This window comes from Streptomyces sp. NPDC002520 (assembly GCF_053595235.1).
Genome location: NZ_JBSFXG010000012.1, coordinates 131,681 through 150,034 on the forward strand (window position 1 = coordinate 131,681; position 18,354 = coordinate 150,034).

17 protein-coding genes and 3 pseudogenes are annotated in these 18,354 nt (G+C 69.7%); 7 read left to right on the top strand and 13 right to left on the bottom strand.

Translation table 11 applies throughout. The annotated features are described in order from the left end of the window. Position 1: 1 nt before the first annotated feature. Positions 2-1,069, bottom strand: coding sequence for a Rieske 2Fe-2S domain-containing protein (locus ACWD5D_RS19095; RefSeq protein ID WP_451373873.1), 1,068 nt, complete (start codon positions 1,067-1,069; stop codon positions 2-4). A 142-nt stretch (positions 1,070-1,211) separates the two neighbouring features. Here ACWD5D_RS19095 and ACWD5D_RS19100 point away from each other — a divergent pair, with 142 nt between their 5' ends. After that, positions 1,212-1,919: a GntR family transcriptional regulator gene (locus tag ACWD5D_RS19100; RefSeq protein WP_451373874.1), complete on the top strand. Its 708-nt coding sequence runs from the start codon at positions 1,212-1,214 to the stop codon at positions 1,917-1,919. 257 nt (positions 1,920-2,176) lie between these two features. Here ACWD5D_RS19100 and ACWD5D_RS19105 read toward each other — a convergent pair. From ACWD5D_RS19105 to ACWD5D_RS19115, 3 genes and pseudogenes are all read right to left on the bottom strand, one after another. After that, positions 2,177-2,380 (bottom strand): annotated as a pseudogene (locus ACWD5D_RS19105) (hypothetical protein); the annotation flags it as partial. 279 nt (positions 2,381-2,659) lie between these two features. Continuing rightward, the gene (locus ACWD5D_RS19110; protein ID WP_451373875.1) at positions 2,660-3,223 is read right to left on the bottom strand and encodes an N-acetyltransferase family protein; all 564 of its coding nucleotides are present in this window, start codon (positions 3,221-3,223) and stop codon (positions 2,660-2,662) included. Between the two features lie 230 nt (positions 3,224-3,453). Continuing rightward, positions 3,454-3,576, bottom strand: a pseudogene (locus tag ACWD5D_RS19115) (IS5/IS1182 family transposase); the annotation flags it as partial. 261 nt (positions 3,577-3,837) lie between these two features. On the opposite strand from ACWD5D_RS19115, the gene ACWD5D_RS19120 reads away from it, so the two are divergent. Both ACWD5D_RS19120 and ACWD5D_RS19125 read left to right on the top strand, forming a co-directional pair. Beyond that, complete coding sequence (locus ACWD5D_RS19120) at positions 3,838-4,041, top strand: helix-turn-helix domain-containing protein (protein WP_327580050.1); 204 nt, start codon at positions 3,838-3,840, stop codon at positions 4,039-4,041. Between the two features lie 7 nt (positions 4,042-4,048). Then, positions 4,049-4,513, top strand: coding sequence for a Clp protease N-terminal domain-containing protein (locus ACWD5D_RS19125; RefSeq protein WP_451373876.1), 465 nt, complete (start codon positions 4,049-4,051; stop codon positions 4,511-4,513). Between the two features lie 36 nt (positions 4,514-4,549). On the opposite strand, the pseudogene ACWD5D_RS19130 reads toward ACWD5D_RS19125, so the two are convergent. Beyond that, positions 4,550-4,872, bottom strand: a pseudogene (locus ACWD5D_RS19130) (Tn3 family transposase); the annotation flags it as partial. 63 nt (positions 4,873-4,935) lie between these two features. Beyond that, entirely contained in the window at positions 4,936-5,454 is a 519-nt protein-coding gene (locus ACWD5D_RS19135; protein WP_451373877.1) for an SMI1/KNR4 family protein, read from the bottom strand. 102 nt (positions 5,455-5,556) lie between these two features. On the opposite strand from ACWD5D_RS19135, the gene ACWD5D_RS19140 reads away from it, so the two are divergent. After that, on the top strand, positions 5,557-6,153 hold the full coding sequence (locus ACWD5D_RS19140; RefSeq protein ID WP_451373878.1) for a hypothetical protein: 597 nt from the start codon (positions 5,557-5,559) through the stop codon (positions 6,151-6,153). A 119-nt stretch (positions 6,154-6,272) separates the two neighbouring features. Here the strand turns inward: ACWD5D_RS19140 and ACWD5D_RS19145 are convergent, their stop codons facing one another. The 4 genes from ACWD5D_RS19145 to ACWD5D_RS19160 form a co-directional block, all read right to left on the bottom strand. Continuing rightward, positions 6,273-7,196 (bottom strand): DUF6807 domain-containing protein, encoded by a 924-nt coding sequence (locus tag ACWD5D_RS19145; RefSeq protein ID WP_451373879.1) that lies wholly within the window; start codon positions 7,194-7,196, stop codon positions 6,273-6,275. Next, positions 7,196-8,284, bottom strand: a complete 1,089-nt coding sequence (locus ACWD5D_RS19150; protein ID WP_451373880.1) for a Gfo/Idh/MocA family protein — start codon at positions 8,282-8,284, stop codon at positions 7,196-7,198. Before ACWD5D_RS19150 ends, ACWD5D_RS19145 begins: the two co-directional genes overlap by 1 nt. A gap of 92 nt (positions 8,285-8,376) precedes the next feature. Then, positions 8,377-10,341 (bottom strand): hypothetical protein, encoded by a 1,965-nt coding sequence (locus tag ACWD5D_RS19155; RefSeq protein WP_451373881.1) that lies wholly within the window; start codon positions 10,339-10,341, stop codon positions 8,377-8,379. Between the two features lie 81 nt (positions 10,342-10,422). Continuing rightward, positions 10,423-10,971, bottom strand: a complete 549-nt coding sequence (locus tag ACWD5D_RS19160) for a carbohydrate ABC transporter permease (RefSeq protein WP_451373882.1) — start codon at positions 10,969-10,971, stop codon at positions 10,423-10,425. Here ACWD5D_RS19160 and ACWD5D_RS19165 point away from each other — a divergent pair. After that, positions 10,963-11,472 (top strand): LacI family DNA-binding transcriptional regulator, encoded by a 510-nt coding sequence (locus ACWD5D_RS19165; RefSeq protein ID WP_451373883.1) that lies wholly within the window; start codon positions 10,963-10,965, stop codon positions 11,470-11,472. The genes ACWD5D_RS19160 and ACWD5D_RS19165 overlap by 9 nt on opposite strands. A gap of 395 nt (positions 11,473-11,867) precedes the next feature. Here the strand turns inward: ACWD5D_RS19165 and ACWD5D_RS19170 are convergent, their stop codons facing one another. Continuing rightward, positions 11,868-13,673 (bottom strand): glycoside hydrolase family 3 protein, encoded by a 1,806-nt coding sequence (locus ACWD5D_RS19170; RefSeq protein WP_451373884.1) that lies wholly within the window; start codon positions 13,671-13,673, stop codon positions 11,868-11,870. A gap of 79 nt (positions 13,674-13,752) precedes the next feature. After that, the gene (locus ACWD5D_RS19175) at positions 13,753-15,045 is read right to left on the bottom strand and encodes an MFS transporter (protein WP_451373885.1); all 1,293 of its coding nucleotides are present in this window, start codon (positions 15,043-15,045) and stop codon (positions 13,753-13,755) included. A gap of 138 nt (positions 15,046-15,183) precedes the next feature. On the opposite strand from ACWD5D_RS19175, the gene ACWD5D_RS19180 reads away from it, so the two are divergent. Then, complete coding sequence (locus ACWD5D_RS19180) at positions 15,184-16,221, top strand: LacI family DNA-binding transcriptional regulator (protein ID WP_451373886.1); 1,038 nt, start codon at positions 15,184-15,186, stop codon at positions 16,219-16,221. A 545-nt stretch (positions 16,222-16,766) separates the two neighbouring features. Here the strand turns inward: ACWD5D_RS19180 and ACWD5D_RS19185 are convergent. After that, entirely contained in the window at positions 16,767-17,147 is a 381-nt protein-coding gene (locus tag ACWD5D_RS19185) for an antibiotic biosynthesis monooxygenase family protein (protein ID WP_451373887.1), read from the bottom strand. A 316-nt stretch (positions 17,148-17,463) separates the two neighbouring features. Between ACWD5D_RS19185 and ACWD5D_RS19190 the strand changes: the two genes are divergently transcribed. Continuing rightward, positions 17,464-18,174, top strand: coding sequence for a hypothetical protein (locus ACWD5D_RS19190; RefSeq protein ID WP_451373888.1), 711 nt, complete (start codon positions 17,464-17,466; stop codon positions 18,172-18,174). Positions 18,175-18,354: the final 180 nt, after the last annotated feature.

Sequence of the window (18,354 nt, forward strand, 5' to 3'; positions counted from 1 at the left end):
GTCACCCCCGCGCCGCGGCCGGGACGGTCCCCGCCGACCGCACACCTGGTCCGGGCGTCGCGGCGCCCGCACGCTCCGCGGCGAGCAGTTGGCCGAGGATGCGGCGGGCCTTGGCCACGCCGGCATCCTGACCGATGAGGACGTCGTGTTCGCCCTCGGGCCGTGCGCGCATGCCGATCTCCTGCTCACGCAGCGCGTCGGCGTCCTCGCGCAGCACGATCGCAAGGCCGGACTCCAGTTCCTTGGTGGCCCACTCGGCGTCCACGGCGAAGTTCCGGCTGAACGCGTAGTAGTACCAGGTGGTGCGCTCGTCGACGGGTGTGATGCCGTTGAGCACCTTGATGAGATGGCCCTCCTCGCGGGGGCGGCCCCGGCCGGTGATCCCGGAATGCAGCACGTGGTAGCTCGGCACGTGGAACTCGGTGGCGTGGAACCGGTCGTACAGGCCCTCGGTGCCCATCGTGCGCGCGTACAGCGGCGGGGCCTCGACGCCCGGCATGAGCCGGTCCACGGTGACGACGTGGCCGTCGACCTCGACGGTGATGCCGTGCTCGTAGATGTAGTCGTCGCCGACCGTCGTCCGGTGCAGGAACGACTCGTGAGTGAGGTCCAGCAGGTTGTCGTGGATGAGGTCGTGCCGGCACTCGAACAGCACCGTGTGAGTGACGGTCGCCCAACCCGGGTCGCTCATCCAGTGCGTGTCCGGGACGAGGCCCTCATCGGCGCGTTCGGCGTCGCCGGTCCACACCCAGATCCAGCCGTCCTTCTCGACCAGTGGGTAGCTGCGCACCCGGGCCCGGGCGGGGATCGCGGACTGCGCGGGGACGCGGGTGCAGACGCCGTCGGGTCCGTAGGCGAAGCCGTGATAGCCGCACTCCACGGAGTCCCCGACCGTGCGGCCGGCGGACAGTGGGTAGGCGCGGTGGGCGCACCGGTCGGCCAGGGCCACGGCCCGGCCGTCGGGGGTGCGGTAGAGGACGATGGGCTGCTCGCAGACGACGCGGCGCACGGGCTTGCCGGTGACTTCGGCGGACCATGCGGCGACATACCAGGTGTTGAGGACAAACACGATCCAAACCTCCTTTGGATGCGGTGCGCACACCGTATACAGTGGATTCACGGGAGACAATGGGTCGGGCGGGATGATTCTCTTCCCCCAGGCCGAGGAAGCCTCGGTGGCAGGCGCCGAACGACGAGGACGGTGACAGGACGTGAAGCCATTGCGAAGTGACCCCAGGGACGCACGCCCCCTGGGCGTGCGGGTCTACGAGCGCCTCCGTGACGAGATCGTCTCCGGGGCGCTGGAGGCCGACGCGCCCCTTGTACAGGAGCAGTTGGCGGAGCGGCTCGGAGTCTCGCGCACTCCGCTGCGGGACGCGCTGAACCGGCTCGCCCACGAGGACCTGGTGACCTGGGTCCCGGGCAGCGGCTACATCGTCAACGCCCTGAAACCGAGCGACATCTCAGAGGTCTACCAGGTGCGGCAGTCCATGGAGACCCTCGCCCTTCGGCTCGCCTGCGGCCGTCACGACCGAGCACAGCTGAACCGGCTGCTGGCCCTCATCGAAGACATGGCCGCCTCCGACCCACTGGACTCGGCGGCCCAGTTCGAACTCAACCGCGCGTTCCACATGTCCCTCATCGAGCCCTGCGGCAACGCCCTGCTGCTGCGGATGATCGACACGCTGTGGGACCACCCCGTGAACCGCCGGATCACCCGCTCCTACGTCGACGACGCCGCGAACGTCCCCCTCATGGTCAGCGAACACCGCGCGATCTTCGAAGCGGCCCGCGCCGCCGACGAGGAACTGCTGATCCGCCTGGCCACCCAACACATGTACACGGGCTACCGCGAGACACTGCCCGAGGACAGCAACATCGAACTGCTGCCAAAACCCGACACGGACCGGGACAGCTGAGCCGGGCACCCAACGACAGCCCCCCGCCCCCGGCACTGCGCGAAGGGACCTCCACCGCCAGTGTGCTGAGCGGCGGCGACTGTACGGCTATGGGTGTGACCTTCAGCGATAGACGGCCAACAGCAAGAAGGTCGCTGGCCGGCGACCCGTGCTCAAGGGTGAGTGGCTTTCACTCAGAGACGGTTGGCCCTCCCGGGGCAGTGACACGGTTGGCAGTGGTGGGGCGTTCAGCTTGCCGAACGCGTGGTGGCGGGCCGTCAGCGTTTGATGCGTCCGCGGACGGCCAGGGCTGCGAGGGCGAGCAGGGTGGGTTCCATCAGGCGGGAGGCCATCTCCACGTAGGTGCCGGCAGTGGTCAGGTCCTGTCCGCTGGAGCGGAACACGACGGAATTGAGCGTGACGTTCAGATCCTTCTCGCAACGGTCACCGGTGATCCTGTTCCCGACGGGGTTCTGCGGGTCACCGCACTGCTCAGTGAGGACGGGAGCCGTCCCGAGTCAATGGCGGGAGTCGGCTACTCGTCGGCGCTGCTGTGTCGATTTGTTTGACTTCAGTCGAGGCCTTATGGCGTGGGCGTCGAATGTACACGTCCCGCGGTCGGCGACGGTCAGTCGGGCCTCGCGGACCGCGGGAGGGCCGGCCCGCGCGCTGGAATCGGCTGCCGGGCGGAGCTGGGCGTAACAACGCTGCCCTGCCCGCCAGCCCGTACGGTCACGTGTCACGCTGTCTCGCGGCAGGGGTCAGCCTTGTCGGCGGAAGTCGAGCATGTAGAAGACCTTGTCGTAACGGTGTTCGCCGACGGCGACGAAGTCGGGCAGGCGGCCGTATTCGGTGAAGCCCAGCGACCGGTAGAGGTGCAGGGCATGGGTGTTGTCGCCACGGGCGTCCAGGGTGAGGACCTCGATCCCCGCCTCCCGGGCATCGGCGATCAAGGAGGCGGTCAGCGCCCGGCCGACACCACGACCATGGGCAGCAGCATCTACCGCGATCTTCTCAAGGTCGGCGTGTGGCCGATGGGTCGGTCGGGCGTAGCGGAGCCAGTACCCCAACCCGACAAGCCGACGGTCGAGGTAGGCGGCACGCAGGGCCGCATCCCCGGCTTGCACCGCGGAGATCACGTGGTCGAGCAGTTCCGCCACCTCATCCCGAGAGGGTGGTTCGACCCAGCCCAGCGCGGCACCTCCACTGACGAGGTCCGCCAGGATCTGATGGGCCGACTCCGCAAACCGCGCCTCCAGATCCGGATCCGAAGTCAGCTCCCTGGCATCAAGGATGACGGGCTCAGTGGTCACATCGCTGGTCATGGCCGAGTTCATACCGGCAGCCTAGCCAGCCCAAGGCCGAGTTGAGATCCCACGCTCCAGCTTCGGCTGCAGCCAGCCGTCACTGACCTCGCTCCTGGCAGAGCCAGACGATGTCCAGGGCGGACAGGTAGCGCAGGGCGCGGTAGGTAATGGAATGACCGACAGCTGATCGACGGGCGCGATGCGCACGTCCTCGCCTCCTGGTCGCCGGCGTCCCACTGTCGCCGGTTGAAGCACCGCTCCCTCACGGTATTGCGTCGACGGTACGTCTCGCGGTCGAAAGCGGGTGGCCGACCTCCCTCGCGGCTGGGGTTGCGTCGGTGTCGCTGCTGATCGACCTTCTCGGGGATGACATGGCCGGTCGGCATCGGGGGTTGAGGAAATCGGAACGAAAACCGGCGCTAAGGATTCGTCAGCCCTGGTGGGGCGCTGACGGAGCGTCGGCGGCCAGACCTGCCTGAAGTCATCCCACAGATAACGCCCCATTATCTGCGGCGTCGCTGATCGCGACCTGTGGCGACATCCGTGGGGCCGTGATGTCGGCCTGGGCTGACGGTGCGACCTGATGTCAGTTTGGATTGACAGGCAGGGAATGTCAATCCAGACTGACAGGCATGGAAGCGGGAGATCTCTCAGAACGCCTCAGGTCGCATGACCCCGCGGTGGGACTGCGGGCCGTGGGCGCGCTGCATCGGCTGGCCGAGCAGGTCGAAGCGGCAGCGGTCGCACGCGCCAGAGAGCAGGGATGGTCCTGGGAACAGATCGGCGATGCTCTCGGCGTTTCCCGGCAATCCGTGCACGCCAAGTACGGGAAGTGAGACGACCATGTTCGAACAGTTCGCAGCAGGTGCCCGTGCGGCCGTCACTTCGGCGCTGGGCGAAGCCACACTGCGTGGCGATCGCCGCATCGGTACCGAGCACCTCCTCCTGGGAGTGCTCCACGAGCCCGGCTCGGTCCGGGCCTTCGGAACCGACCTGGAGACCGCGCGTGCCGCTCTCGATGCCCTTGACCGGTCCGCGCTGGCCGTGGTCGGCATCGACGTCCAGGGGATCGAGCGGCCGCCGATTCCAGCCTCACGCAAGCGCGCTCCCTTCACCTCCGGCGCCCGTGCCGTCCTCCCACGCGCCCTGGCCGAGACGAGGAAGGCCGGCAGTCGGCGCATTGCACCAGAGCACCTTCTGCTGGCCCTGCTCGACTGTAAGCAGCCCGATCCTGTCGCAGAGCTCATGGCACAGCTCGGCATCGACCGCGCCGTCATCCGGGAACGCATTCGGCGGGCGGGCACCTGAGGCGCGGATCCCCAGCCAGGCCCACGGCCGCTGGTCTCACTCGTCTTCGGGGGCGCCCGGATCGCGCAAAGGCCGCAATCCACCGGGCAGGTCGGGGAGTTGGAGGGAGGACCGGCCGAGCATGTTGATGTGGTGCCTCACGAACGGGGAGAGGCGGGCCACGTCCTCTTCGCTGGCGTCGAAGCCGTCCGCGCGCCGCTGGTTCACCGCGTCGTCCATGTAGCGCGTCGTGAACAGCATGAGGGCGAGGACCAGACCGAGCGCGCCGATCTGGTCCTCCGTGCGTCCTGGTAGCGCTGGTGGAGCTGTCCGTTGCGGCCGTGGAAGATCTTCCGGGCGAGAAAGTGGCGGCCTGAGGCCGACCCGGCCGCGGGCCGCGTCCTGGAACGCGCCGAAGTCGACGCTGGGCCACAGTGGCTCTTTCAGCCCCCAGTTCTCGTGGTCCCAGAAGTAGACCGCTCCATGATTCTCTCCTGGCCGCAGGCTGACCACCAGGCGCTGTCGCCGCCACCGTTCATGGCGATCGGCAGCAGGTCCGGTGTGAACAGCTCCGTTGATCGCGGATCCTCCTCCGCGGCAACCCACAGCAGGGCAGCCCTCGTTTCGAGGGCACCCTCCGGGTCCTCCAGCGCGCACGAACCCTCGGGCGGAAGCACGTAGCCGGTGTACACACCGTCCAGCTGCCAGAGAGCCACGAGGTCAGCCGGAAGTTTCGTTCCAAGGGCCTGCTCGACCGCCTCGATACGCCCCGCGTCCACCCCCGCTCTGAACAGCCGCTCCTCCGCCCCATGACCGAGCAACCACGCCCTGATCCGCTCAGACGACCGCTGAACTCCTTGATCCACATTCATCCGCCGATACTTCCACGCACAGAAGACGCTCCGGCCCCAGCAATACCAACGCCAACACTCCCAGCAGAATCGCATCGCACCGGTCGACATCGCGTGGCGTCCCTGTCCGCCCGAGGGATGGGAATCGGGCAGGTTCTCGGTCACAGTGGACGTACGCGGTCCAGGGGAAGCCGTGACGGGGGAGGAAGACCGATGACGGAACCCGGTCTGTTCGAGCTGGAAGCCGTCGTGGTGGGGCAGCCGAAGCGCTCACGGTGGCGCAGATACGTGGGGCCCGCCCTGGTCGTGTCCACCGTGCAGGGGGCTCCTCTCGCCTGGGTCACGTACACCGACGACACATACGCTGTCCTGACGAATACGTCCGGCGAGTTCATCGTCCGTATCGAGCGGCTCGGGCTGGTGGAGTTCCGCATCGTGCCGTTCGGGTCGGTGGAGTTCCGCTTCATCGGTGCCGCGGACCGAGAGGTCGGCAGGGCCGGTGCCCGTGGACTCGTCAAGACCCGGCAGCTGAGCCTCCGGACGGAGCAGGGACGCCAACTCCTCCTCACGCGGCTGGGTCTCGTGTCCACCGAATGGCATCTCACGGAGACCGATCCGGAAGAGAGCCCGGCGCCGGAGATTCTCGGCCGGGTCACGGTGAGCACCATCGACTCCTGGATCGGGTTGCAGCAGTACGTCGTCGAAATGGACCCCCGCCTGGACGCCTCCGAACGGCGGACCGTTCTCGCCTCGGTCGTCTGTCTGCACCTGCTCCGCCGGCCTCCGGGTGACAGCGCCGCGCCGGTGTGAGAGGGGCCCTGGTGCTGTCGCCGGGACGGTTCACCGGCTTCACTGCCCGCTTCGTCCACAACACCTCCTGAGCTGAGTGCCGGTCGGGGCTCTCCGGTCGGCCCGCGGGTCCCGCGGGATCACTCCGGGGCCCAGGGGTGGGCGTCGAGGTAGGCGGCGATGCGCGCGCGGTCCCACGCGCCGTCGGCGATGGTGACCCGGTAGCGGCGGGCGAGCACGGCGCCGGGAGCGAGCGGGCGCTCCTCGCGGAAGGCGAGGGAGGGATTGACCATCGGGACGGGCTCGCTGCGTACGAACCAGAGCGGTCTGCCGCCCTCCTCGTCGGACGGGTCGGGCTGGAACAGCACAGTGGCGTGGCCGTCGACCTCGTCGTGCTCGCCGATGTAGGCCAGCCCCGGCGAGACGGCGCCCATCACCTCCGGGCCGTCCAGGCCGCCTGCGGCCAGCACCCGGCCGCCGGTGAAGGACCGCGGGCCGCGCCAGAAGAAGCCGCAGTAGGAGGCGAGTTCGCGGCCGAACACCGCGGGGCTGCCGAACAGCAGCTCGGCGCCCCGGACGTTGCGCAGTTCGGTGGCGAACTCCAGGGTCCAGCTGCCGCCGGCCGGCTCGACGTCCCTGACGGTGAGGGCGCGGCGCTCCCTGATCCACTCCTCTCCTTCGGCCGTGATCCAGCCCAGGGTCTCGGTGAAGCCGTCCTCGCCGAGCGACGCGAAGCCCAGGTGGTCCTGGCGGCCGACGTTGGGCAGGTTCAGGTAGCCGCTGGCGGGGGCGCCGGGGGTGTAGGTGCCGCCGCCCCAGAAGTTCTGTCCCGACAGGTGCGAGGCGGTCATCGCCAGCCCCTTGTGCCAGCGGTGGTCGTGCGGGCGGTTGCCGCTGATGACGCGTCCGGCCAAGGTGCGCAGCGGGTGGACGTAGGGGCTGGGGCACTCGGAGGGCGGCAGGTCGGGTCGGTAGTGGTAGCGGAACAGTTCGCTGCCGTCGGCCAGGGCGCTGATCCGGTCGCCGGGCCACCGGACCAGGCGTGTCGCGTACTGGTTGAGCATCAGTTCCCTCGGGATGCGGCGGGGGCGGGCGCCCAGCCGGGGGTGTCGCCGTGCAGACGGTGGTAGAAGGGGTCGGCGGGGGTGAGGTCGGCGCGGCGCGTGGGTGTTCGGGTGAAGGCGGCGCGGTACAGCGCGGTGACCAGTTCCAGTGACTCGCGCCCGGCGGGCCCGGACAGCGGCGGGCGCTCCCCGCGCTCCATCGCGTCGAGCAGGTACGGGAGTTGGGCAGTGTGCGAGCTGGGGACGTCCGGTTCGCCAGGCGGCACGGGACGCGGCGGGGTGTACGTCCAGTCCGCGTCCCCGTACCCGTACAGGTGGCGCAACTCCACTGTGGCGTCGGCGAAGTCGAACCGCAGGTAGCTCTCCTCGCGCCGTGAAAGCGCGGAGTTGACGACGGTGGCCAGCGCCCCGTTCTCGAAGCGGACCAGTGCGGTGGACACGTCCTCGACCTCGATGTCGCGCTGCAACCGCCCGGCCATCGCCTGTACTTCGGCCCACGGTCCGAGCACCGCGAGCATCAGGTCCATCTGGTGGATGCCGTGCCCGAGGGTGGTGCCGCCGCCCTCGGTGCCCCACCGGCCGCGCCACGGCACGGCATAGTAGGCGTCGGGCCGGTACCAGGCCGTCACCGACTGGGCGACCAGCGGCCGCCCGAGGTCTCCGACGCGCACCTGCCGGATCAGGCGCCGGGCGGCGGACCCGAAGCGGTGCTGGAAGATCACCGAGACGTAGGGGCCGCCGGCGCGTTCGGCCTGCTCGATCCGGTCGAACTCGGCCAGCGACAGCACCGGCGGCTTCTCCAGCCACACCCATGCGCCGGCGGCCAGGCTGCTCAGCACCGCGTCCAGGTGGGCGGCCGGCGGGGAGCACAGCACGACCAGGTCGGGGTGCTCACGATCGAGCATCAGGTCGAGGTCGTGGTAGGCGGCGGGGATGCCGTGCCGGGCGGCGAAGTCCTCGGCGCGCTCGCGATCGACGTCCACTGCGGCCACCAGTTCGGTACGCGCGGCCTCGGCCGCGAAGGCCGGCAGGTGGGCTGCCTCCGCGATGTGCCCGGTGCCCACGAGGGCGACCCGGATTCTGGTCATGTGTGCGTGCTCCCCTGCGTCCTGACTGGGTGAGTGACAGCTTGTGCGGCGGGTGTGCGGAGGGGCGGGCCGCGCGTGGCGCGGCCCGCGACTCAGTGCGCCGGTCCGTAGGTCACGTCGGTCACCACCTCGGAGCCGGTCTGCCGGGCGGGCGCCTGGAGCAGGTTGGTGGCCCGGGTCTTGGCGAAGCCGACGTCCGGGTTGGAGTTCAGCGAGATGCTGTCCTTCTCCAGGATCAGACCGGCGTTGGCGGAGTTGCTGAAGGTGTCGGGGCCGGCTGCCGGGTTGCTCGCGGTCACGCCGGCCGGCGAGGTGACGGCCATGGGGCCCGCCGCGACGCCCTGGGGGTCGGTCAGGCTGCCGCCGTCCGCTGCGAAGGAGAGGCTGCCGCCGCTAAGGCCGACGACGCCGAGGATCTTCTGCTGCGGCGTGTCGGGGGCGGTGCCGCCCGCGGCGTCGGTGAGGTACGGCAGGCCGGCGATGTAGGACAGCGTGACGCCCTCGGGCACCGCGCCGGCCGGTACCCGGGTCGTGACGTGTACGGTGCCGTCGAAGACCTCGTAGCGGGTGGTGACCGGGATGACGGCGCCGCCGGGGCCGCTCATCCGCTGGGTGACCTCGCGCGCCTGGCCGCCCTTGACCGGCACCGCGCGGGTGGTGGTGGCCGCGCCGGGCTCGGGGGTGAGGAAGTGGGTGCCCTCGGCGTCGGTCCAGGCCAGGCCGATGCGCTGCTTGCCGTCGGTGGCGGCGTGGATGACGTCCGCGTTCCCGGCGGACACCAGGTACGCCGAGCCCTGCGCGTCCAGCACCACCGACCCGTCGCCGACCCGCAGCTTGTACGGGGAGTTGACCGTGGTCTCCTTGCGGTACCAGTGGCCGGGGTCGGTGAACTGCCAGATGGTCATGAACGCGAAGTGGCCGTCGGGCACGACGGTCTTGTCGGGCTCGGTGCCGGTGTGCGTGTACTTGAGGCTGGCGGTCGCCAGGTACCGGCCGAGGTCGTCCTCGATGAGCGGGCTGTAGTGCTGCAGCCCGTAGACCGCCTCGTAGCCGGGGCGCAGCTCGTTGTGGCGCGGGCCGCCGTAGTCGAAGCCGCGGGCGCCCAGCCGCATGTCGAGGTACTCGGCCATCTCCAGGCCGTCCTGGTAGAAGCGCTTGTCGCCGGTGAGCCGCCAGCCCTGCCACAGGAAGCCGAGGGTGATGCCGCCGTAGTTCTGGTCCAGGCCGCCGGAGTGCTCGGGGTAGAAGGTGTAGCCGCGGTCGGTCTGGCGCAGGGTGCGTACCTGGCGGGTGAACACGTCCATCGCGTCGGCCTTCAGCGCGGCGGCGGTCTTCTTCGGCCAGCCGAGCCGGGTCATCTGCTGGCTGAGCTGGATCGCCGCGTCGACGGCCCCGATGGCCTGGTTGTCGGCGTCCTGCGGGTTGAACTTCGAGACCTTCGTCAGCCAGGTCCAGTAGCCCTGGCCGAGGTCGACGAGCTCGGCGCGCTGGTCGTCGCGCAGCAATCCGTCGCCGTACTGCAGGACGTTGGCGACGTGCAGCAGCGCCCACACGGTGGTGGGCCAGTCCCCGCCGCCGTCGGCGAGGGAGTAGGGCATGTACGCGGCCCAGGGCTGGCCGCTGTCCTTCACCAGGACGGTGCTGTTGCCGGGGTTGTCGGCGGTGTAGATCCGGTTGGCCAGGTACCAGTCGATGCTCTTTTGGAACCCGGCGACCACGGCCGGGTCGTGGGTTCTCGAGTGGTAGAGCGCCAGCAGGCTGGAGGCGCCCAGCGAGTTGTCGCCGAGGTCCTTGGTCTTGCCCTGGATCTCCAGGCTGCCGTCGGCGGTCTGGTGGGCGAGCATCAGGTCAACTTCGCGCTTGAGCTCCGCGGTGTAGGTGTCCTTGCCGTCGGGGATGTCGCCGAGGCGGACGCTGAGGTTGGTGGACAGCACCTGTGCGGGGGCGGCGGCCGGTGCGGTGCCGGCCTGGGCGCTGCCCTGCAGGGTGCTGGCGATGAGCGTCCCGGCGCTGAGGGCGGCGGCCGCGGCGAGCAGGGACGTACGGTTCTTGGGCATGGCTCTCCTGGGACTCCTGACGAAGGGACGCGCGGGCCGGGGTGGGCCGGGCGTGTGAAGGAGGGGCGGTGCGGGGCCGGTTCAGCCCTTGAAGCCGGTGGTGGCGATGCCCTGGACGAGGTGCCGCTGGAAGAAGACGAAGAGCACGAACAGCGGGGCGAGGGTGACCGTCGCCATGGCGAACATCGGCCCGAGGTCGGAGCCGGAGGTCGCGTCCAGGAACATCCGCAGGCCCACCGGAAGGGTGTGGCGCGCGGGGCTGTTGAGGTAGATCAGCTGCGAGAAGTAGTCGTTCCAGGTCCAGATGAAGGTGAAGATCGCGGTGGTGGCCAGCGCGGGCTTGGTCAGCGGCAGCAGGACGTGCCAGAAGGTGCGGAACGGTCCGCAACCGTCGAGCGCGGCGGCCTCGTCCAGCTCGTTCGGCAGCCCGCGCATGAACTGCAGGTTGAGGAAGACGAAGAACGCGTCCACGGCGAGGAACTTCGGCACCACCAGCGGCAGGTTGGTGTCCACCCAGCCGAACTTGTGGAAGATCAGGTACTGCGGGATGAGCAGCACCTCCTTCGGCAGCAGCAGCGTGCCGATGGCGACGGCGGTGACGAGTCCGGCGCCTATGTCGCCATGCAGCACCTGCTGGCCCTCGGCCACCGGCGGATCGCCGTCGTCACCAGCGGCGAGGGCCAGGCACTCGCGGTGCGGGCCCGGATGGCCGGGTGCGAACGGGCCCTGGCCGACGCGGGACTGACCCTCGACAAGGAGCTGGTGGCGACCGGGGACTGGTCCATCGCGTCCGGCCGGGCCGCGATGGAAGGCCTGCTCGATCGCCCGCAGCCGCCCACGGCGTACTTCTGCTTCAACGACAGCATGGCCATCGGCGTGCTCCAACTGCTGCGCGAGCGCGGCATCGACGTGCCCCGCGAGGTCTCCGTCGCCGGTTTCGACGACACCCCGCCGGCACCGCTGCTCACTCCGCCGCTGACCAGCGTGCGGGTCTTCAGCGCCGAGCAGGGCGAGCGCGCCGCCCGCACCCTCATCGGCATCCTGCGCGGCATGACGCCCCCCGGCGCCCCGGTGGTGCTGCCCAGCCAGCTGGTGGTCCGCGGCTCCACCGCGCCGGTCCGCCCACAGTGACCCGTGACCGGTCACGGCGGCGCCGCCCGCCACGCAGGCCGGGCGGAAACAGCCGTGACACGGCAGCGCTGTGGGACGGTCGGTGCGAGTCGTTTCCGCAGTGGCACGGGCCCTGGCCGGCGGCATCCGCCCACAGGGCGGGTCGGGCTCTCAGCCGTCGCCGGTGCGGACCGGGCCGGTCGTCGGGTCGGGTCAGTCCCACTGTTCTTCCGCGAGGGAGTTGACAACTCATGGCTGTTCTCCTTCGCTTCGGCCTGAACGGCGTCTTCACCCCACTGACGCAGCCGCGCGCGAAGATGTGACAGCGATCCCCGGGCCCATATGAGGGTGCGGTGCCGGCAGGCTGCCGGCACCGCACTCTTTCGGGCACGCGCCACTCTTTCGCGCATGCGCCGTTACGGGCGGGCCTCGCCTTCCGCGGTGAGGACGGTCTCGTAGGCCAGTCCAAAGCCGTGGTGGTGCAGCGGGTCCTTGGTGCTGAAGGGGACGTCCTCGGGGTGGGCGTCGACAGCGGCCATCGAGATCGGAAGATCGAACGGGAGGCGTCCCTGGGGGGCGGAGTCCCCGAAGACGATCTCGGCCAGGACGTCGTCCTCGGCGCCGAAGTCGGCGAGGACTGCGGTTGCCGGGAGTTCCACGTCACGAAGGATCGCGGGGCGCTCCAGGTAGACGAGGAGGACGGTGGGGACCTCGGCGGCGATCGCCTGGACGTGGGCGATCTGGTCGGGGGTGAAGTCGAGGTCGCCGCCGTGGAAGAAGGCGGTCATGCCGTTGGGGTCCTCGCGCCAGGGCGCGTGCAGCCGCAGTAGTGCGACGTCCGCCTGCGCAGGGTCGGGGACGGTCTCGGCGCGTCCGTGCAGGGCCTTCGGGGCGATGCCCTCGGTGTAGACCTTGGTGCCTTCGGCGAGCGGCAGCAGGTTACGGGTGTTCTTCAGCAGGACGGTGGAGTCCGCTTGTGCCTTTCGGCCCGCCGAGCGCAAGGGCGCGCTGCCCGTGACCGTGCGGGTGCGCTCGGGGTCGACGTAGCGGTGTTCGAACAAGCCGAGGCGGAACTTCTCCAGCAGGAGGCGGCGTACGGAGGAGTCGAGTCGCGTGACCGGGAGTCGGCCGGAGTCCACGAGTTCCACGACGAGTTCCGGGCACTGGTCGCCGCCGAACTGGTCGACTCCCGCGCCGAGGGCCGCGGCGATCCGCTCCGGGGGCGGGAGGTGTTCCAGGCCGTAGCTGTTCGGGCCGAAGGGGATTCCGTGCAGGGTGGTGCCCTGGATGACGTACCAGTCCGTGACGACGATGCCGTCGAAGCCGAGCTTGTCGCGCAGGATGCCTTGGACCACGGGCTTGTTGAAGGCGAAGGCCAGTTCGGGCCAGTCGGTGCCGACCGGCTTGCCGTAGTAGGTCATGATCTGGGTGGCGCCGGCGGCGATGGCCTGCTCGAAGGGTTCGATGTGCAGGGCGCGGCTGTCGCCGGGGTAGACCTGCTCGGGGTAGCGCAGATCGTGTGCGTCGTTGCCCTTCAGCTGGGGGCCACCACCGGGGAAGTGTTTGACGACCGCGGAGATGCTCCGGGGTCCCAGTTCGGGGCCGCCGCGCAGGCCGGTGAGGAATGCGGCGGTGAGCCGGGCGACGGTTCGCGGGTCTTCTCCGAACGTGCCGAAGCCGCGGGACCAGCGCGGTTCGCTGAAGATGTCCGCCATGGGTCCGAGTGCCACTCTGAAGCCCATGGCGAGGTATTCACGGCGGACGATGTCGGCGTACTCGGCGACCCGGCGCTCGGCGTCCGGCAGCGCGGCCAGGCCCGGGTGCTCGGGCCAGCGCGAGAGGGCGTTGATCGTCTGTCCGGTCGTGGGACTGGAGAAGAAGCCGTGGCGGGGGTCGGTGGAGAGGGTGATGGGGATGCCCAGCCGGGTCGACTCCGCGAGTTCCTGCACCCGGTTGTGGAACTGGGCGATGGCGTAGGGGTCCTCGCCGTTCATCAGGTGGAGGTGGGTGATGTGACGGTCTGCGACCACGTCCTGCTGCGTGGGTGCGGCGTAGTCCTCGTTCGGCCCCGCCAGCAGCGACCCGTCGTCGTTCATGACCGTGGCCGGTTGGAACAGCTGCCCGGCTTTTTCCTCCACGGTCATCCTGCCCAGCAGGTCTTCGGTGCGTTCCTCGGCGCTGAGCGCGGGGTCGAGGTAACGCGGGCGGGCGGTGGTGCTCATGTACGGGGGTCCTTTGGCAGGTTGGATCCCGGCCGGGCAACTGTCAGGTGTTGTCCGGCCGGGAGCGCGGGGGGCGGGGTCAGCGGGTGGCGCGGATCTTCAGCAGGAAGGGCAGTGCCAGCAGGCCGACTACGCCGCCGAGGATGAACAGCAGCGGGTAGTTGTCGCCGTGGCCCCCGATCCGCAGCACGAACGGGGCGAGGAAGGGCACGAGCGAGAACGGCAGGGTGACCGCGATGTTGGTGACGCCGAGGTCGCGGGCGATGGTCGTCTTGTCGTTCATGGTCGCGGTGGCGAAGGCGAAGTACATCCCCATCAAGATGCCGTAGCTCAGTCCCTCGACGGTGGAGCCGATCAGGAAGACGTCGATCGATTGGGAGACGACGATGATGACCACGGACACCGCGCCGATCACGGCGGAGGCGGCGAAGACGGGCTTGCGGCGGTCGAAGCGGTCCGTGAGCCAGCCGCCCAGGGGCGCGCCGACCAGGGAGGCGAGTCCGTTGAGCAGGGACCAGATCACCAGGATGTGCGGCAACTTGTCCGCTGAGATCCCGAGCTGGTTCTGCATGTAGTAGACGTGGTAGGTGCTCAGGCCCACGGTGCTGATACTCATCAGGAAGAGCGCCATCAGGAACCAGGCGAAGTCGGGGGACTTGCGCGGGTTGACGGCGAAGCTGCCGAGCAGGTCTTTCAGTCCGAAGGGCTGGGGCTGCTCTGCGCGCGTGTCGTCCTCCTTCATCACGGGCAGCAGCAGGGCGCAGGTCACCAGTGCCAGCGCCACGGGCAGCCCGATCTGCGGCAGGATCTGGGTGGGGAACAGGTCGATGAAGTAGGTCCCGACCATGACCGACGCCGTCACGGTGGCGCCGGAGATGGAGCCGAGCAGGCCGTGCTGTCGCTCCGGGAAGCGGTCCGCGACGATCGCCAGCATGCCCGCCACCGCGGCGTTGACGAAGCACTGCATGATCATCCAGCCGACCACCAGCAAGGTGAGGGAGTTGGTGAAGGCGATGAGTGCCGCTCCGGCGGTGGTGCCGAGCAGGCCCACGACGATCCAGGGGCGTCGCCGCCCCCAGCGGCTGCGGGTGCGGTCGCTGAGCCGGCCGAAGACCGGGTTGGCGATGACCGCGACCAGTGCGCCGATGCCCGCGATGATCGAGTAGGACGTGGTCTGGTTCTTCGGGTCGAGGACGGAGACGCGCAGGGCCACTGTCACTGTGGCGGGCAGGTTGATCGCCATCCACACGCCGAAGATCGCCAGCGTGTAGAGCACGACGAACAGCGGGGTCGCGGGGGTGCGCTCGCCGTGTCTTGTCGCGGTCTCGGCAGCGCCCGGCGCTGCGGGGCCTGCGGGGGCCGTGGGGGTCATTCAGGGGCTCCTCGTTGAGCTGGGCGCCGATGTCCAGGATCGCGCACACCGTCCGGAATCGATTCCGGGATCGATTCCGGAATGCTAGGCTTCACATCGGTCGGGGTCAAGAGCTGGGAATCAGGCAGGCAGGACGCGATGGCGCGACGAGTGACACTGGCCGACGTGGCCCGCGAGGCGGGGGTCGGCCGGGCGACGGCGTCGCGCGCCCTCTCCTCGGACGACCACCGCGACGTGAGTTCCGAGACCCGTGAACACGTACGCGAGGTCGCGGCCCGCCTCGGATACCGGGCGTCCGCCACGGCACGCGCCCTGCGCACCGGCCAGAGCCGCGCTCTCAGCGTGATCGTCCCGGACTCCTCGTGGAGCTGGTACGAGGCAGGCGTGCGCAGCGTGTCCCGCGCCGCCGCCGAGCGCGGCTACCGGGTGCTGCTCCACGTCGTCCCGCTGGATCTGGCGGCCGGCGCGCGAGGCTGGGGCGGCTCACCGACCGCGACCGCGATCGCGGACCTGGCCGATCTCCCCTCCGAGGGCGTCATCCTGTTCGGCCCCGCCCTGCACTCCTGCGTGCAGGAGCAGGCGGCCCGCCTGGGGCTCCCGGTCGTCGCCGTGGACGACGTCGCTCCCGACAATCCGGTGCCCACGGTGTCCTGCGACAACCGGGACGGGGCACGCGCCGCCGTCGGCCATCTCCTCGCGCTCGGCCGGCGCCGCATCGCCCACCTGACCATCTCACCGCACGTGGGTTTCGCGCAGGATCGGCATCAGGGCTATCTCGACGCCCTCGCGGAAGCGGGCATCCGTGCCGACAGCCGGCTCGTGATCACCCACGAGGCAATGACACCACCCGCCCGCATCCCGGAGCTGGAGGAATTCCTCGCCGAGGGACCTGAGTGCGACGCGCTGTTCACCGTGGGCGATTTCATGGCGGCCGCGGCCCTGCGCACGCTCCGGTCCGCCGGACGCCGCGTCCCGGACGACGTGGCAGTCGTGAGCTTCGACGACGACACCTCGGCCCCGCTGCTCGACCCACCGCTGACCACGGTCCGCCAGCCGTACGACGCCATGGGCGAGACGGCGGTGGACCTGCTGCTCCGCCAGATCCAGGGCGAGCACATCCCGGCAAAACGCTGGTACCTGCCCGGAACGCTCATCCTCAGGGAATCGGCCGGCTGACCACCGCGCAGGCCTTGGCGACCATGCCCGACGGCCGAGCACCCGTCGCATACCGGGGCGTGCCGCACCGGGCCGCCGACCGCGTTCATCCGGACCTCCGGTGAGCGGCGGACGCCAGTCCCGGGGCGGCCACCACTCGCCGCTGTCCGGGACCAGTTCGACGTGCGGTCCCGGCTGAGCCGCAGCGCCGCCACGGTCCTGCCCACGTCGGCCCGGCCCGGGCGCAACGCAATGGGTCTGCCCGGCCGTTCGTCGCCTGCCGGCAGCGGCGCGCGCCGATACACGAACATCGCGCGCCGCGAACTCCGGCGAGGACACCCGGCACAGGCCCATCACGGCCTCCTCGGGGTCGCCGCCCTGAGCGATCCGCCGCGCCGATGCGCCGACGAACCGCAACCGCCCCGCGTCGCCCGGCGTCTTCGCCGGGCACGTCACAACCGGACGAAGGTTCTCTGATGCGGCGACAGATCGGGCTCGCGAGGGGGCACGCCGACCCGTTCGATGCGAGCTTGCGGCGGGACGGCCGCCGAGGTGACTTCGGCTGATCAGCCTGCTGTCGGGCTGTCCGGGACCTGCGCTCGCGTGAACCCGTGGCTCCGTTCGACTTTCGCCACATGCAGGGTGTAGCTCTGGTACCACTCGGCTTGCCCGCGCTTTTGCGCCGCACGGTGCTCGGCGTTGCACCGCCACTCCGTGAGGGCGTCGGCGTCGCGGAAGTACCCGACGGTGATGCCCAGCCCGCCAGGAGTCTGCGCGTGGTCCATCCCCAGGAAGCCGGGGACGTCCTTCACCAGGTCCTCCATGCGTGCGTTGGTCTCGCTGTAGCCGCTCTGGTCCTGGGTTCGCACCGTAGTGAAGACAGCCATGTAGTAGGGGGGTTCAAAGGCCTCGACGGGCGCGACAGGCGCTTCCGAGTGATTGCTCATGGCGGCACCGTAAGGCGGGATGCTCCCGACGATCCAGCGTCTTTCCTGAACGGGATACAGAAGGGAGCGGGCTCTTGACCAGAACCGTCCGCGCTCTCCCCCGGCTCCCGGAATGTGCGACATCCCGCGAGTTCCCCGGACCTCCGCTGAGCACTTGACCCTGAGGCCAGGGGGTTCTTCCCCCGTCGGGGGTCGACGTCCTGCCGACGTAACTTCGGGATTCCTGAATGTCTCTCGCCTTGTCCGACCGATCTGTGTTCTGGATGAAGGCGGGGGTCGATGCACCTCGGTGCAGTGGCTGGGGGATGATCCCTGCGTGACAGGGGAAGCGGGTGCGGGTGCGGGCGTGGATGAAGCTCATGCGTGGGACGCGCGGTTGGGCTGGGCGTTCGGGCTGATAGCCGACGATCCCGCGGTCCGGGCTGCGGCGCTGGTCCGTCTTGCTGATGTCCAGGGGAACGTGCTGGATGCCCTTGGTCGGCTCAATGAGTTGTGGCGCTTGACGCTGCCGCTGGGGGGACAGAAGCAGTGGCGGGATCCGGCCTTCCTGCAGGCACATGAGATGTACCTCGAAACCGGAAAGTATTCGCTGCCCAACGCGTTGTGGAACCGCCCGCCCGGGGACATCAGGACGTGGCAGGGTCTGCCGTATGCGCTCCTCTTCCTGGAATGGGAGGCAAGGTATCCGCAGGAGTGGACCCGGCATGCCAAGGAGTGGGGCACGAAACAGAGCCTCATACGGAACGTGGCGGTCGCCGGCCACAGCGAGACGGCCAGGGCGAAACTTACGGACCTGGTCGAGATCGTCGTTCAGAGGGCGTACCGCTGCAAGGACCGCGAGTACCTGCGCGTTGCTCGAGCCGTCGACAGTGAGGATCTGCGCGGCAGGCTGGAAACCGCCGCTCGGTCTGACAACCCATGGGCATGGCGACATGCCGGCTATGTTCTTTGGCTCCTCGATCGCCCCGAGGTACCCAACACGATCCACGTCTGGCGGAACTGGATTGCGACCGAAGCCGGAGGGTGAAGACTCCACCCGCCCCCTCCGCGAGGCGATCGCCGACTCGGTGGCGGCGCTTCTGCCCACTGGCGTCCCGAATGTCTTCGGCCTCGGGGAACAACGGAACAGCGACCACTGTAGCGGTAAGCACGGTTCCAGCAGGTCACGACCAGGGCGGCGACGCTCTCAGGACTGCCTCCTGACCCC